Annotated in this window: 12 protein-coding genes; 3 read left to right on the top strand and 9 right to left on the bottom strand. The window is 56.7% G+C overall.

What is annotated here, in order from left to right:
• Nucleotides 1-33: 33 nt before the first annotated feature.
• Both PJL69_RS13495 and PJL69_RS13490 read left to right on the top strand, forming a co-directional pair.
• Nucleotides 34-1,680 (top strand): amino acid ABC transporter permease, encoded by a 1,647-nt coding sequence (locus PJL69_RS13495; protein WP_271310127.1) that lies wholly within the window; start codon nt 34-36, stop codon nt 1,678-1,680.
• The gene (locus PJL69_RS13490; protein ID WP_271310126.1) at nt 1,677-3,641 is read left to right on the top strand and encodes a beta-galactosidase; all 1,965 of its coding nucleotides are present in this window, start codon (nt 1,677-1,679) and stop codon (nt 3,639-3,641) included. Before PJL69_RS13495 ends, PJL69_RS13490 begins: the two co-directional genes overlap by 4 nt.
• A gap of 58 nt (nt 3,642-3,699) precedes the next feature.
• Here PJL69_RS13490 and PJL69_RS13485 read toward each other — a convergent pair whose 3' ends face one another.
• Nucleotides 3,700-5,484, bottom strand: coding sequence for a methyl-accepting chemotaxis protein (locus PJL69_RS13485; RefSeq protein WP_271310125.1), 1,785 nt, complete (start codon nt 5,482-5,484; stop codon nt 3,700-3,702).
• A gap of 393 nt (nt 5,485-5,877) precedes the next feature.
• Between PJL69_RS13485 and PJL69_RS13480 the strand changes: the two genes are divergently transcribed.
• A complete protein-coding gene (locus tag PJL69_RS13480) occupies nt 5,878-7,668 on the top strand; it encodes a methyl-accepting chemotaxis protein (RefSeq protein WP_271310124.1) in 1,791 nt (596 codons plus the stop codon).
• A gap of 121 nt (nt 7,669-7,789) precedes the next feature.
• On the opposite strand, the gene PJL69_RS13475 is transcribed toward PJL69_RS13480, so the two are convergent.
• The 8 genes from PJL69_RS13475 to PJL69_RS13440 form a co-directional block, all read right to left on the bottom strand.
• Nucleotides 7,790-8,590 (bottom strand): ChaN family lipoprotein, encoded by an 801-nt coding sequence (locus PJL69_RS13475; protein ID WP_271310123.1) that lies wholly within the window; start codon nt 8,588-8,590, stop codon nt 7,790-7,792.
• A gap of 22 nt (nt 8,591-8,612) precedes the next feature.
• Nucleotides 8,613-8,777, bottom strand: coding sequence for a hypothetical protein (locus PJL69_RS13470; protein WP_271310122.1), 165 nt, complete (start codon nt 8,775-8,777; stop codon nt 8,613-8,615).
• Between the two features lie 164 nt (nt 8,778-8,941).
• Nucleotides 8,942-10,459 carry an FGGY-family carbohydrate kinase gene (locus tag PJL69_RS13465; protein WP_271310121.1) on the bottom strand — a complete coding sequence of 506 codons (1,518 nt, stop codon included), beginning with the start codon at nt 10,457-10,459 and terminating at the stop codon, nt 8,942-8,944.
• Entirely contained in the window at nt 10,452-11,294 is an 843-nt protein-coding gene (locus PJL69_RS13460) for a class I fructose-bisphosphate aldolase (RefSeq protein WP_271310120.1), read from the bottom strand. Before PJL69_RS13460 ends, PJL69_RS13465 begins: the two co-directional genes overlap by 8 nt.
• On the bottom strand, nt 11,267-13,012 hold the full coding sequence (locus PJL69_RS13455) for a glycerol-3-phosphate dehydrogenase/oxidase (RefSeq protein WP_271310119.1): 1,746 nt from the start codon (nt 13,010-13,012) through the stop codon (nt 11,267-11,269). Before PJL69_RS13455 ends, PJL69_RS13460 begins: the two co-directional genes overlap by 28 nt.
• Nucleotides 13,013-13,121: 109 nt before the next feature.
• Nucleotides 13,122-14,117 carry an aldo/keto reductase gene (locus tag PJL69_RS13450; RefSeq protein WP_271310118.1) on the bottom strand — a complete coding sequence of 332 codons (996 nt, stop codon included), beginning with the start codon at nt 14,115-14,117 and terminating at the stop codon, nt 13,122-13,124.
• A complete protein-coding gene (locus PJL69_RS13445) occupies nt 14,107-15,087 on the bottom strand; it encodes a sugar-binding transcriptional regulator (RefSeq protein ID WP_271310117.1) in 981 nt (326 codons plus the stop codon). The genes PJL69_RS13450 and PJL69_RS13445 overlap by 11 nt, the downstream gene beginning before the upstream one ends.
• Nucleotides 15,088-15,097: 10 nt before the next feature.
• On the bottom strand, nt 15,098-16,093 hold the full coding sequence (locus tag PJL69_RS13440) for an ABC transporter permease (RefSeq protein WP_271310116.1): 996 nt from the start codon (nt 16,091-16,093) through the stop codon (nt 15,098-15,100).
• Nucleotides 16,094-16,097: the final 4 nt, after the last annotated feature.

Raw genomic sequence — 16,097 nt, 5'->3', positions numbered from 1 at the left:
GGGGTCGGGCCATCCAACCTGCAGAGAGATCCCATGTTGCGCCTGAGTTCGATCCGGCCGAGCAACCTTGTGCTGCTCGCGGCCGCGCCCTTTATCATCTATTTATTCGCCTCATCGTCGAAATACCTCAGGTCGCTGGTCGCGATCCTTGGCATTGGCGAAAACGCCGGACCAACTTTCGTGGGCTTCTTGCTGTTGTTTATAGCCGCTGCGCTTGCCTATCTGTGTGCGCGCCATGCGCGGTTTGTTGATGCTGCGCCGATGTGGCTTCGCGTTGCGGCACTCGCAGCACCGGTCTGCGCCATTGGCGTTGCAGCTATGGGATATGCCGCACCACAAGTTTTGATGCCGTTTGCCGAGTCTGTCTTCTTCAATGCGCTGGGTGAGAACACCTCCAAACTCATCGATCGCAGCGTGAAACCCTGGGCGCTGTTTCCTGAGGTGGTGACGCAGGTGCAATCCGCCCTGCAACTTTTGCTCGTGCTGTTTGCTCTTCTTGTGCTGGCCATTCCATTTGCGGCAAAGCTGCCCGCAAAACTGCGAAACCCAGCCGGCCTTGGGCTGGAAATCCTGACAGGTGCTGTGCTGTTTTACCTATTGTTCATGGCGCACTGGCAGTTCGCAACAGGCGTTGCGATCACGTTTCGCGCGGCGATATTTGCCTATATATTTGCGGGTATTCTGGGGCTCATCTGGGTGGGCCTCCAGTCTTTTGCGCCGACGAAACGCACCACGGCGATCTATGCCGCGATCAGCATGAGTATGCTGGCGGCATCCGCGTTTTTCTTTATGCAGCCCAAAGTGACCTACGTTCTGGTTGGCAGCACGGAGGCGCGTATTGCCATTGTACGTGGCACGCCGCAGGCGCAGGCCGACATCATCCGGTTTGGCGAATTCGAAGAAGGCGCAGAGCAAAAGTACCGCATCCGCAGCGCGCCCGATGCCGTCACAGCGCTTGAGCAGATTGAAACCGTCAAAACAGTTTCCGCTGCATTTGTGCCTGTGGAGGCGCATACGCAGGGATATCCTGTGCTTTGGCAAACCAGCTTTCTGCCGGATTCCAAGCGCAACCCGGCGCTGACCTTTGCGGTTCTTGGCTTCCTCCTGTTGACGCTGACCGTTGGAGGCGCCCAACACAAGTTGCATCCTCTCGCGGTGGGGGCCGAGTTTTTTGTCGATACGATCCGCGGCATTCCCATGCTGGTGATCATCCTCTATATCGGCCTACCTTTGGCCGGCGCGGTGAAAGACGCCACAGCTGGCGGCATTGACATGACCAATATGACGCGCGGGATTATCGCCATTTCGGTGGGCTACTCTGCTTATATGGCTGAAATTTTCCGCTCAGGCATTGAAGCCATTCCCAAAGGGCAGATTGAGGCCGGGAACTCGCTCGGCCTGTCACGCTGGCAGACTGCGCGGCTGATCATTCTGCCGCAGGCTTTGCGGGTTGTGACGCCGCCCCTTGGCAATGAATTCATCGCCATGATCAAGGACACATCGCTGCTTTCGATCCTGTCGGTGCGCGATATGACCCAGCGCATGCGCGAATTTCAGGCCTCAAGTTTTTTGCCATTCGCTCCATTTAACACCGCCGCAATCCTTTACGTGGTGCTCACGCTTGGCTGTGCGAGCTTTCTGAAATGGATTGAACGCCGAACCGCAAGGGAAAACCGATGAGCAAGCTGGAACTGGGGGTTTGCTACTACCCTGAGCAATGGGACCCGTCGCTGTGGCGCGAAGATGCGCAGCGTATGGTCGACATGGGGATCGACTGGGTGCGTATTGCCGAATTCACCTGGGGGCTGATTGAGCCCAAACGCGGCGCGTTTCACTGGGACTGGTTGGATGAGGTGATCGACATTCTGGGCGCCACGGGCCTGCAGGTGATGATGTCCACGCCAACAGCGGCACCGCCCAAATGGCTGATTGATGCGCACCCCGAAATCCTGCCAGTCGGGCCAGATGGGCGGGTGCGCGGCTATGGATCGCGCAGACATTACTGTTTTTCGAGCACCGTTTATCTGGAAAAGGCCAAGCGGATCGCCACAGAATACGCGCGGCGCTATGGACAGAATCCCTATGTCAAAGCCTGGCAGATCGACAACGAATACAATGACCATGACACGGTGCTGAGCTATTCCGAAGCGGCCCGGGACGGTTTCCGGCTTTGGCTGGCGGAGAAATACGGCACGATTGAAGCGCTCAATGACACATGGGGGGCGGCTTTCTGGGGGCTGTCTTACACCAGTTTTGACCAAATCGAATTGCCCAATGGGCTGGTGGCGATGGCCAACCCAACACAGTCGCTTGATTTTGCGCAGTATAGCTCTGACCGCGTGAAGCTGTTCAATCGGGCCCAGGTAGAAATTTTGCGCAAGCATTCTCCGGGCCGGGACATCACGCACAACTTCATGGCCGGGAGTTTTGAGTTTGACCACCATGACGTGGCCAAGGATTTGGACATCATTGGTTTTGACAGCTACCCGCTGGGCAACTTGTTGGGGTCCACCCTGACTGATGCAGAAAAACGGCACTACCTGAGAACCGGCGCGCCGGATTATCAGGGCTTTCACTGCGATCTCTACCGCAGTCAAGGCGATGGCCGTATGTGGATTTTGGAGCAGCAACCCGGGCCGGTGGATTGGGCGGAAAAGAACCCCTCCCCTGCGGATGGCATGGTGCGGCTTTGGACATGGGCGGCCTATGCCCATGGCGCGCAGGCGGTGATGTTTTTTCGCTGGCGGCAGGCGAAATACGCCCAAGAGCAGTTTCACACCGCGCTGCTGCGCTCTGACGGAAGCCCGGATCAGGCCGCATTGGAGGTGGCGCAAGTGGCCAGAGAGCGCGCGCTGCTGCCAGACGCCACACGCCGGAAAGCACGGGTGGCTGTGATGTTGGATTATCAATCCATCTGGGCCGCTGACATCCTGCCACATGACGATGCATTCCCCAACGCGCAGATCGTACGCGAGTGGTATGCGGAGCTGCGCGCCTTGGGTATGGATCTGGATTTTGTCGGGCCAGATAGTGATTTGGCGGGCTACACCCTGATCGTGCTGCCACAAAACATGATTGTGACCGCAGCGTTGGCAACGAGCCTCAGAGAAAGCGGTGCAAAACTGCTGATTGGCGCGCGCAGCGGAAGCAAGACAGCGCAGATGCACACACCCCACAATCTGGCACCCGGCGTGTTGGCGGATCTGGCGGCAGTACGAGTGTTGAGGGTGGAGTCGTTGCCTGATCTGGCCGAGGAATCCGTGCGCCTGAAAGACGGTACGGCTTTCGGCTTTTCCGGCTGGCGCGAGGTGATTGAAACGGATGCGGAGGTGCTTGCCACGTTTGCCAGCGACTACCGAGATGGCAGTGCGGCCGTCGTGCGCTCGGACCGCGCCACATATGTCGCGATGGTTCCGCGCGGCGCGCTTTTGCGCGCGATTTTGAAAGATGCGCTGGACTGGGCAGGGCTTATACCGACCTCTTGCCACGCTGATCTTAGGATCACACAGCGAGGAGACTTGGCATTTGCGTTTAATTTCGGGCGGGAGCCCATCAGCGTGCCCGATACGGCGGGGCGGCCCTTTTTGATTGGAACGTCAACGGTGCCAGCCTACGGCGTGGCTGTTTGGCGTATCCTGTAAACCAAACAGGCGTGGCACATGCCACGCCTGTTCTGCATTTTCACAACGCGCTCAGAACCTACGCCGCCTCGTCCTGAGCTGTCTCTGAGAGATATCCCCCGCGCCCGACATGAAAGAACTCAAGCGTTTCGGTGAGAGATTGCGCATCGCCATCCAGCACCTGACTGGTGGCTGTTGCTTCCTCTGCCATGGCTGCATTGCGCTGCGTGACCTGTTCTAGCTGCGAGGTGCCACTGTTTATTTCGGCAAGGTTTTCAGATTGTTCAGCCGCCCGCACGGACAGTTCTGATACCAGAACAGAGATCTGGTTGACGCGTTCCGCGATGCCATTGATCGCGGTGCCGGCGCTTCCAACGAGTTTTACGCCTTTTTCAACCTGTTGTTCGCTTTCAGAAATCAGTGACTTGATCTCCATCGCCGACTCTGAGGACCGCTGCGCAAGCGCGCGCACCTCTGAGGCGACAACAGCAAAGCCACGCCCTGCGTCCCCTGCCCGCGCCGCTTCGACGCCTGCGTTCAAAGCCAGCAAATTGGTTTGGAACGCAATGTCGTCAATCACACCAACGATCTGTGCAATCTGGCTGGAGCTTTGCTCGATCTGAGACATCGCGCCGACGGCATTTTCCACAATTTCGCTGCTGGCCTCTGCTTGGTCGCTGGCTTCGCCCATGGTTGTGGCCACGCTACGGGTCGCATCTGCACCAGCAGCCACGCTCGCATTGAGCTCATCCATCGCGGCTGACGTCTCCTCCAATGTCGCCGCCTGACTTTCGGTGCGTTGCGCCAATGCGCCAGAAGACTGACTAATCTCGGAGGCGCCATTGCGAATGGAGGCGGCGTTGTCTTGCAGCGCGGAAACCGTGTGCGACAGACGCTCGGTCAAATTGTTGAAATCCGCACGCAGGGTTTCGTATTTATCGGCAAATGCCTCATCGATGAAAACTGTCAGATCGCCTTTGGCGAGCTTGTCGATATTGGTGCGCAGTGCCTCCACGACATGGCTCACTTCACGTGCCTCGCGGGCTTTGAATGCCGCTTCTGCCGTGGATTTCTCTTCGATCGCGACTTTCAGATCCATAACAGACTGACCGAGCATACCGATCTCATCACGACGATTGAGAAGCGTTTCGTCAATTTGCCCTTCGCCGCGCGCCATTTGATTGAGCACACCACGCAAGTTGCCAAGCGGTGCGCTGATCGACCGCGCAAGCACCCCAAACATCATCAGACCAAAAACACAGAACACAACCGCGACAACGATCACAATACGTTCTGTTAGCTGAAAGGAGCTCTGCGCCTTCTCATAGAAGTGGGCCGCACCGTCGACGTTGGTTTGCAACATCGTTTCGTTCATTTCGACGATCTCGTGATACAGCGTCGCAAAGGCACCCGCACTCAGATCAGCGGCTTTGACATCATTGTTGGTTTGACTGAGCGAAACGATCTCGTCGTTCATGGCCAGAAGACGCTCAGCTTTTTGCATCAGGTCTAAAAAGGTCTCTGTTTCCAGACCCGGATCGAGCGTTTGTTCAAACTGGCTCATGCGCTCGTTGAACTGCGTGATCGAATGCTGGATAATGTCTTCCTGCTGCCGCATTGCTCTGTCATCTGGCGCAATGATGTGAGATTTTTGTGCGATAAACAGATGGCTTAAAGCCGCCTCAGCCCCGGCCAGATTGATCGCACTGGTGAAGTAGTTCTGATAGATTTCTTCGGTGCCATCTGCGACCTGCTCTAGGGATCTGACGTTATAGATTGCCACCGATGCAAAAGTGACGAGCAGAACGAAATAGCAGACACCAATCTTCTGAGAGATCCTCAGGTTTTTTGCAAAAGAGAACATGGCGTGTTTCTGATCCTGTTTGAACGTGTTCTGGCCCGTCTATTCGTAATTTGCTTGTTGAAGAGTTAAGCAGTGAGCGAAAGGTCCGTCACGAGGCTGACCGCAACAGGCGCCGATCTAGATTTCAAGACAATGATGAGGGGGCTGCGCACCACAGTTATGATCTGACAGCATATCTGCCCGAACTTGGGATACTGGAATGACATGTTTCAAGACTTCGAGCGCTGCAAACGCCGCTTATAAGTATTTGTTTTCAAACTGAAAAAATCAATGAAGTCGACTTCAACCGGTAAAATAGGCTGCATTTTCAACATTTCGGCAAGCAAGGAGTTGTTAAGGGGCTCTCCCTAGGCCGCTTGAGCGCGAAGAACTACCAAAGGATTCAACTCACTCATGCTAGCCTTTCTTTCAAAACTGTCGACACGGGTTGTCGCGCTCGCGTTGCTGGCCGTTGGCCTCTCCATTGTGCTGGAAATGATTTTGCAAAATCAAATGCGGACAACAACAGAACAACTGCGTGATGCTGAGCTGAATAAGATCACTGAAATTGCCGTCAGCCTGCTGGAAGATCTGGATAAGGGCGTTCAATCTGGAAAATACACCGAAGAACAGGCTTATGAGCTTGCGCGTGATCGCCTCGCAACGTTTCACTTTGGTGAAACAGGGTATGTATACGCATTTGACAGCGACTTCGTGATGCAAGCCCATCCAGTGTCGCCAGACGCCGTGGGCAGCTATCGAGGCGATTTCAAAGACTCCAATGGCATGCTGGTCTATCGCGAATTGCGGAAAGCCGCTGTCACAGAGGGCTCCGGGACACTCACATATCAATTTACCAAACCTGGTAGCACCGAAATGGAAGCCAAAGTTGCTTATGTGAAGTACTTTGAGCCGTGGGGTTGGACCATTGGCACGGGCGTCTATGTGGCGGATATGGACGCACAGTTGGCAACCATCCGTAACAAGGCACTGACTGTCCTGGGTGGCATTCTCGTGATTTTGTGCGGTGCTGCGTTCTTCCTGACGCGCAGCGTCACCGGGCCCCTGAGTCAGTTGCGCGCCAGAATGGGAAGCCTTGCCGAAGGGGACACAAAGAGCGAAATCCCGTTCACACAGGCGCAGAATGAACTTGGCGATATGGGGCGGACTTTGGATGTATTCCGTGACGCGCTGGAGCGGCAAAGGGACATGGAAGCGGCGCAACGCGCGCGTGATGCCGAGCAGTCCAAAGTGGTGCAAACGCTATCGAGCCATCTTTCAAGCCTATCGCGCGGGGACCTTTCCGCGAAAATCACCACAGAGTTCCCCCTCGACTACGAAGAGCTGCGCGCAGATTTTAATGCCTCGGTGACCACTTTGAGCCAGACCATGACACACGTCATTGAAGCGGCCGGATCTATTCGCAACGGTGCCGGAGAGATCAGCCAGGCGTCTGACGACTTATCCAAACGGACCGAAAACCAAGCAGCGACGCTGGAAGAGACCGCAGCCGCGCTAGACGATCTGACACATTCGGTGCGCGCCTCCGCAGAGGGAGCACGATTTGTTGAAAGCTCGATGGAAAAAGCCAAATTCGAAGCGGAACAGAGCGGCCAGGTCGTGCATAGCGCTGTCAAAGCAATGACTGAAATTGAGCAAAGCTCCAGCCAGATCTCACAGATCGTATCGGTGATTGATGATATCGCATTTCAGACCAACCTATTGGCGCTGAATGCTGGTGTGGAAGCTGCGCGTGCTGGGGATGCGGGACGGGGTTTTGCCGTTGTGGCCTCTGAAGTGCGCAAGCTTGCGCACAGCTCTTCTGAAGCGGCAATGGAAATCAAAGGCCTCATCGACGAGTCTTCGAGACATGTAGAGCATGGCGTGGAACTTGTTGGCAAAACCGGCGAAGCACTGAACAACATCGCAGAACGCGTCGTGCAGGTTTCCAAAGGTGTTTCGGACATCGCGGAAGGTGCATCGGAGCAATCAACAGGTCTTGCAGAAATCAATGCAGGGGTCATGCAGCTCGATCAAGTGACCCAGAAGAACGCGGCTATGGTCGAAGAAGCAACAGCCGCAGGGCATATGCTTAATGGGGATGCGGCAACGTTGGTCGATCTTGTCAATCGGTTCAAGATTGCGGGTTCACAGAGCGCATGGGCACAAAACCCTGCTGCTTCTCCCACCCAATCGGCGGCCTGACGGGAGATCCGAGGCCAAGTGCCGACAACGAAAAACGTGCCATCGTTTTATGGTGGCACGTTTCCCCAATTGATTTAAGCAGTGCAAAGAGTGCCAACCTACCCGGACAGCGCAGCAACGCTTATGACGTCGCCGGCATCTTGCAGAGCGCATCTGCGATATCGCCTATTGGCTCGGCGACCTCCGCATGCGGCAGCAGAACGCGGCAGTTGTTGACGCCCAGATCTGCAAGCTGCGACGGCGTGCCGTAGCGATGCTCCAGATGGCCGCGGCCGATGATGCCAATCACAAGCGGTGCCGAAGGTGATAGCGCGACTTCGGCAATGCGACCGGCAAACGCCCGATCCCACGTCTGTTGTGCACGCACAAAACGGTCAAACTGCGGATCCTCTGGCGATGTTGCCTTGCGGTTGGGAAAAGCGCCGCCGGTGACATCAAAGAGGTATTTGCGATAGGCTGCACTTGGCGGTGCCGCCTGTGTCAATCCTTCGCGCTCTGGCTCGGGGATGGCACCCCAACCTTCTTTGCCGACCTCAGTCACCAAACCGCGACGGCAGTTCAGCCCCAGCATTGGGATGCCAAAGTCTCGGCAGAAATGAAACAGCGGCATGTAGAGGCTTATGTCAAAGCCCCAAACGGTGCCCCATTCCACACGCTCTGCGAACTCAGGTTCGGCGATCTTGCCATCCACCCAATCCTGCAGAACGGGATTGAGGCGTTTGGGGAACATCTCAAAGCCCATCACGAGATCTGGTCGAAGTGCCAACAAGCCGGCGGCCACATGCATCTGCCAGCGGTGGTTCTCCGCTTTGTCGTGTTGTTCGCCGAGCAAGACAGCCTGTGCCTGCGCGGCTTGTGCAATCACATCGTGATGGCACAAAGCTGCGCCGGTGCGGGGATCAAACCAGTTTCCGGATTTCATCGGTTTCTCCTGTTATGCGCACTTACGCGGCGCGATCTGCCACATGGCCAATTTGCCAGGTTCGGTCGGGATTGAGCGCGTTGGGAGCGCGATGCGACACACACAGAATGGTCGCGTTGGGCACCTCCGCCCGCAAGAGTGTAAACAGCGCCTGCTCTGCCTCGCGGTCCAGACTGCTGGCAGGCACCCCTCCTCTCTGCGCGATGCCTGAGCAAGAGCATCCACTGCGTGTTTCAGAGCATCAAACTCTTCTAAAGGCGCCGACACTTCGGCAATCACAAGGACAGTCATGTCAGTCTCTTTCAAGGTGTGCGTTTCTTTTGAGAAACCGAAAATTTGCCACGACGTATTTCACGCCGTAGCGGCCTGTTCATGAAGTTCCGCCCAGATCGGCGCGAGCGCTTCGGTGAGTTTGCCGTAAAGCTGATACCTGCGGTCATAATGCGCCGTCATTGCTGGATCGGGCGCAAAGCTGGCACGCTGGCGCGTCATTTTCGCAATGCCTTCGGCATAATCGGCAACCAGCCCCGTGGCCACTGCCACACCAATAGCGGCACCCAACGCCCCGGTTTCTTGCGCTTGGGCCACGGAGATTGGAGCCCCCAAACAATCGGCAAACATCTGAGGCCAGTGTGGGCTGCGCGCCCCGCCCCCTGACAGAACTGCCGCGTCAAATTGCACGCCGGATCCACGCAAGACATCAATGTGGCGGCGGTGCTCAAACATCACCCCCTCAAACAGTGCGCGCAAAAGATGACCTTCGCCGTGCCAGCCTGCGACCCCATAAAAGCCAGCGCGGTGATCTGCGCCCAAACCAGAGCCATACAAGAAGGGATGAAAAAATGGATCATCGCTTTGCGGCGTGATGTCGCCAACCCGCTGATTGCAGTACCCAAACGGATCATCATGGTGCGCGCCGCGCTCCACCAACTCGCGAACATACCACTCCAGATTGACCGCAGAAGTCGCGCTGGATTCAATATTCACAAAATGCCCGTCGCCAAAGGCGCTGACCATAAACACGTCCGGATCAAAGACCGGCGCGTCTGAAAACACCTGATTGATGCTCCATGTCCCTACGATGATTGAGGCGTCACCGGGCACCCCAGCACCAGACCCCAGCGCACTGGAAACCACATCAAAATACCCGCCAATCACAGGCGTGCCTTCTGCCAGCCCGGTGAGCGCGGCACTTTCGGCTGTGACATATCCGATGACTTCGGCAGGGTCCGCCAATTGTGGCAGGCACTCCAGCGCTTCAGAAAGATCATATAGCGCCATGAGATCCGCGTCATATCGCGCGTCAGGCAAGCAGGTGAGACCGCAGCCTGACATATCGGAAATATCGCTGACACGTGCGCCTGTCAGGCAGTAATTCATGTAATCCTTGCACAAGAACACTGTTCCGATCTGCGCGTAGATGTCTGGTGCATTGTGTTTCAGCCAAGCCAACAGAACCGGGGTTTGAGAGGGCCAGGGCTTTTGCAGGCAGATGCGATGCAAAGCATCCCCCTGAGTGTTTGCAAGATCTGTGGCAAGCTGCGCAGCACGCGTATCAAGAGACTGTATCCCGATCAGTGCCTCCCCCGCTTTGTCCAGCGCATAAAGCCCATTGCCATGACCTGCACACCCGACCCCGGCAATTTGTTTTGGATCGATGCCCGCGGTTTCGATACAGCTGCGGATCACCTGTTGGGCGTTGGCCCAAAGTTCGTTCATGTCGCGCTCTACATGGCCTGTTTTAGGCGAGTGCGTTTGCCCATCCATGGCCTGCATGGCGATTTGCCGTCCTTCCAGATCAAACAACACAGCCTTGATGACTGTGTTGCCTGCATCCAGACCCAGCAGATATGTCTGTTCTTCAGCCACGGTTATAGATGTCCCACGCTTCTTCGCCAGTTGCCTCATTGTGGATCATCGCCATCAGAGCGCTGACCACGGCCTTTGGATTGTCATGCTGATAGATATTGCGGCCATAGACCATGCCTTTTGCGCCCTGCTGCATCAGCGCAGCCGATTTCATCAAAACATTCTTCAGATCTTCTTTGCCACCGCCGCGCACCAGGACCGGCACCCTTGCCGCTTCGACCACGCGGTGAAAATCCTCGGGGTTCTCCGTTGGATCGGCCTTGATGATATCGGCCCCCATTTCGCTGGCCAGACGGGTGAGGGTCACAATTTTTTCGGCATTGCCATCGACCTGATAGCCGCCGCGCACATCATTGGGCAGCATCACCAGCGGCTCGATCATCAGGGGCATGCCGTATTTCTCACAAGATGCGCGCACGCGGCTGATGTTTTCGACGCATTGGCGGAAGAGTTCCGGCTCATCAGGTAGCATGAACAGGTTCACCACCACCGCAGCTGCATCCATTTCCAACGCACCGATGATCGGCTCCTCTGCGTTTTGCAGCATGGACCACATCACGCGATGGCGCTGGTCGTTATATGGGTTGCCCATATCAATGCGCATGACCAGCGCAGGCTTGTCTTTTTCGGGGCGACTTTGCAGCAGATCTGCCTGACCATAGGCGCATTGAATGGCATCCGGGCCCGCATCAATCAGCGTGTTCATCACAGCGGGCATGTCCTCCAGCCCGACCATAAAGCTCGGTTCGTTGCAGACGCCATGGTCGATGGCCACGTCAAGGCACCCCCCATTGGTGAACATCCGGTTCATGCGTGCTTTTGTACTGATGCGCATTGCGCTCTCCCTTCGGTATTACGTGATCTGAGTGTTTCGGGGTTGACGCCATGGAACTGCTGCAGTTCCTCAATCAGCGCTTGTTTTTGCGCGGCAAGTGTTTCTGCGGAGATGTCCACCGTCTCACGCATCACCTCTGCAAGGGCGTCGATGATCTCAGCAGAAAGCACACCGGAAATCGCCAAATCCGTGCGCCGCAGGGCCAGATCAGACAGGGTGGCGACGTGTTCGGAGCGGATCAAATGCGCAAGTTCTGCGCGGCTGTATAGGGTCGCCGGGGACAACGACTGGTCGCCGGATGGGCAGTGCTTGGCGACATTCATCGCATTGGTTCCATAGCGGCTGAGCAGATGGGTGGCGCGCGCGGTGCTTAGCCCGTTCTTTGCGCGCAAGGTTTGCAAGACAGCGGCAGACTGCCTCTCAAACCCTTTCCCGCCGCCAATCGACAGCCCCAAGGTATCGCATTTGCGCGCCTGGCCTAAAATCCCCAGAGCCTCATCACAGACCTGTTCAGCAAAGGCGCGAAACGTTGTCCATTTCCCCCCGATCATACAAAGCTGTGGGGGCCGCCCATCACGCGCCGCAAGGTGGCGAATGTCATGGCCGCGCGAGATGCGGCCTGTGAAATCCTGATCACTTTGCGGCAAAGGGCGAATACCGGAATAGCTAAAAACGATATCGCTTTCACCAAACTGCATGTTCGGAAACACGTTTTGCAGGGACCCCAGAATATAGTGTGTTTCCTCTGGCTCGCAGCGGACGCGGCCCGGCTTTTGAACCCGAATGTCGGTTGAGCCTGCCAGAACCTTGTCATGAAAGGGGAATACGATGCAGATGCGCCCATCATCGTTTTCAAAAAACACCATGCTGCCCTTAAGTGCAGCGTGCAGCTTGGGATAATCCAAGATCACATGTGATCCTCTGGTGCCTTCGACCATCGGCTTTTTGGTGCCCCCACCCAATTGGGCAACGGTTTCATCGAGCCAGGCACCGGTGGCATTCACAATGAGCTTGGTTGTGATCTGGGCCTTCTGTCCTGTGATCTGGCACGTCAGGGTATAGGCTGCATCAGAGGGGGCCATTTCGGCGTAGTTCACCGCGACACAACCCGCATGCGCCTCGGCAACATCGGCAATCATCTCAAGACACAACCGCTCAGGAAAGCTGATCCATGCGTCATGATAGGTGGCGGTATACTTGGCCTCAGCCATCAGATCCGGCCAATCCCGTCGCGTGGTCTGTTCCCCAGCAAAACTGTGTTTGGGCATCAGGCGGCGTTTACGGGTTACCCAGTCATACAGGTACAGCCCCAATTTGATCGGAAGCGCGCCACGACGGGAGGGTTTGCCACTTAGCCCCAAGAAAGACACCCCGGCATTCAGCAGCCCCGAAAACGTCGACGTGATCGGGATCACGGTGGGCAGAGGATGCACCATGTGCGCCGCATTCAGCAGCAGAGCATCACGTTCCTGCAAGCTTTCACGCACAAGATCAAACTCACCATTTTCCAGATAGCGCAAGCCACCATGGATCATACGCGAGGGCGCGGCACTGCATCCGCTGGCGAAATCGCCTCGCTCCACCAACAGCACGCGCAAACCCTGTAGCGCCAGCTCTCGGTACGTGCCGATCCCGTTGACGCCCCCGCCGACAACCACAACGTCAAACGCGCAGTCTGTTTGAAGCTTCTGCCAGTTTTTGATCCGCTGATCGGACATGACTTCTCCGTTCGCTGCCAGCCGGGGCTGGCGCGTTCTATTGCCGTAGTGGGTGAGGCATTGCCCCGGTCAGGCGGCCAAAACCAGCGCCTGGTGAAAGGACAGCGTGTTAGCCGTCTAGGTTGCTGAGGTGCGCGGCTGCGGCCTGACTGATGGTGGCAAGTTCAGCCTCACCCAACCGGAGCAAGCCTGCCTTCGCATTCTCCGCCGCCTGATCTGCATCGCGCGCGCCGCAAAGTGAAAAGGTGATGCCAGGCTGTTGCAGCGTCCAGGCAATCACAATTTGCGCTTTGGTCGCGCCATGGGCCTCAGCAATGGGGGCGATCGCCGCCATCAACTGAGCCACCTTTTGACGGTTTGCCATGGAGAACCGCGGGTTGTCTTGGCGTTGATCATCGCCTTCAAACACCCGGTCTGGGCCGATCTTGCCAGATAGCAACCCCAATGCGAGCGAAGAATAGCTCAGGATCGACACGTCCTGCTGCAGACAGAGCGGGGCCATCTCCGCCTCAACGGCGCGGTTGACCATGGAGTATTCCTCCTGCACCGCATCTAGCTGGCCTGCGGCTAGGTAGGCGCGCACATCCGCAGGCGTTGTATTGCTTGCACCGATAGAGCGGATTTTGCCCTGCTGCTTGAGCTGTTCCAAAGCTTCCATCGTTTCCGCAACTGGCGTTGTGGGATCCTGCCAATGGGTGATGTAATGGTCGATATAGTCCGTGCCGAGACGTTTCAGGCTCTGTTCGACCTCGTAGACAATCGCATCTTTGCCCAGATAGCGATGTACGGGCGCGCCATCATAATCAAAGAAGTGATTGCCTTTCTGAGTGTGCCAGACAAGACCGCATTTGGTGGCGAGCACCACTTGATCTCTGCGGGTTTTGATGGCTTTGCCGACGATCTCTTCGGCAACACCCTGACCATAGGCAGGGGCCGTGTCGATCAGGCTGATACCGGCATCAATGGAGGCTTCAATCGCTTTGATTGAGCGCGCCTCATCGGTGCCGCCCCACATCCAGCCGCCGATCGCCCATGTGCCAAGCCCAATGGCGGACGCCTGTATGCCGGACTGGCCGATTTCGCGTTTTAGCATTTCATGCGACATGTTCACTTCCTTCATATTGCTGCAGCACCGCTGCGGCCGTGTCTTCGTCCACGATCAAGGACTCCAGAAAACCACCGTTCAGGGCAGCTTTGATCGGGCTCACTTTGCTGGTGCCTGCGGCAATGCCGATCACCCGCTCACATTGGCCAAGTTCCTGAGGAGACAGCGCAACAAGGCGCGAATTCAGGGCAAAATTCGCCACCGCGCCATTTTCGCGGATCAGATGGGCCATAAATTCTCCGACCACGCCTGTCCCCACCAGCATTTTGCGGTCTGCCTCGGGCACGGGGTGCAAGTCGTAATAGCTTGACCGAGCCGGTTGAACGGAACCGATCCCAACAAGCGCGATGTTCGCGCGCCGCGCTAAGTCCAGCACTTCTTTGATTGAGGACACCCCCATCAACATGTCCCGCTGCGCCTGACTTTCCGCAAAGAGTGGCGCATGCAGGAGCATGGTTTTGCCCCCCAAGCGCTCCGCCAGACGTGTGGCCAGATGGTTCACATCGGTGAAGTATTTGCCCTGAACTCCCCCTGTGAGCGGCACCACGGTGACGTCCCAGGCGCGCTCCACCTCCAGGCTATCCACCAAAGCGCTGACCGCCTTCCCGCCGGTGATTGCGATCACATCTCCGTCTCGCAGGGTTTCTGTCAAATGGCTGGCCGCCGCGCGCCCGACCTGCTGCAATGTCGCCTTCTCACTGCCTTCTACCGTCGGGGTGACAACGGCGCTGTCGAGGCTCGCGAAGCGGCTGAGTGCTTCCTCCAGATCCATCAAACGCTGGAACGGGCTGTCGATTTCGATCTTGAGCATCCCAAGCTTGCGTCCCTGGGTGATCAACCGGTTCACTTTGGATGTCGAAAGGTTGAGCTCGTTTGCGATCTCTGACTGCTTTTTTCCTTCGATAAAATGAAGGACCAGCACAGCGTGGATTTGGCGCACCGTTTCAAAGTCTTGTCTGCGTTCTGCCATCCCGTTCACCTCAGCGCCGTTTCTTATTGAGGTAGTGGTCGATGGTCACAGCCGCGAGCAGGATGGAGCCACGGATGATGTCCTGCCAGTAGACCGACACATCCAAAAGTGCGAGCGAGGAGGACACCACCGACAGCAGCACCGTGCCAAGGATCGCCCCGAAGATAGAGCCAGATCCGCCATTCAGGCTGGCCCCGCCGATCACCGCTGCGGCGATCACATTAAGCTCCATCCCCAGACCAAAGGTCGGCTGCGCAGACCCAAAGCGCGCCATATAGATGATGCCTGCAAAACCACAAAGTGCAGAGCAAAGTGTGGTGGTCAGAAACACAACCTTCTTGGTGCGAATGCCGGAATAGGCCGCAGCTTTTTCATTGGAGCCGGTGTAAAACACTTTGCGAAACATGGTGGTGCGGCGCAGCATGAAATCGGCCGCAATCACAACCACAAAGAAAATGATGATCACCACAGGAATGGGGCCGATGGAGCCCTGCCCAATGAATTTGAATTCTGGTGGCAGAGTATAAAGGCCAATGGGGCGTCCACCGGTGGCCAGCAAACATATCCCACGGGCAATCACCATGATCGCGAGCGAGACGATAAAGTGATGCAATCCGATCCGCGTGGTGAAAACCCCCATGAAAGAGCCAATTGCGGTGCAGGCAAAAATTGCAATTGCAGAGGCGACCCACGGATCGATCCCTTGCAAAAACAACCAACCCGCAATGACGCCCGCAAGGGCTGTGACTGAGCCCACCGAAAGGTCGATACCGCCGGAAATCAGCAGTACGGTCATGCCGACCACCACGATGCCTTCCACCGCGAATGCCATGGTCATCGCGCGGATGTTCACCCAGGTCAGAAAGTATGGCGAGGCAAAGGACATGCCGATGAAAAGCGCCAGAATAATGACGATCAGCCCGGTTTCCCGCATGCGGATCAAGCGCCCCATCAGAGAGTGCCCCTTGCTGTCATCGACGGCTCCGATGTTCACTGATTGCTCCATTTTC

It is taken from the genome of Shimia sp. MMG029, from assembly GCF_027947445.1.
Taxonomy (GTDB): Bacteria; Pseudomonadota; Alphaproteobacteria; order Rhodobacterales; family Rhodobacteraceae; genus Shimia.
Note: the sequence above shows the minus strand (reverse complement) of the source record. Positions and strands in the feature narration are given on the sequence as shown.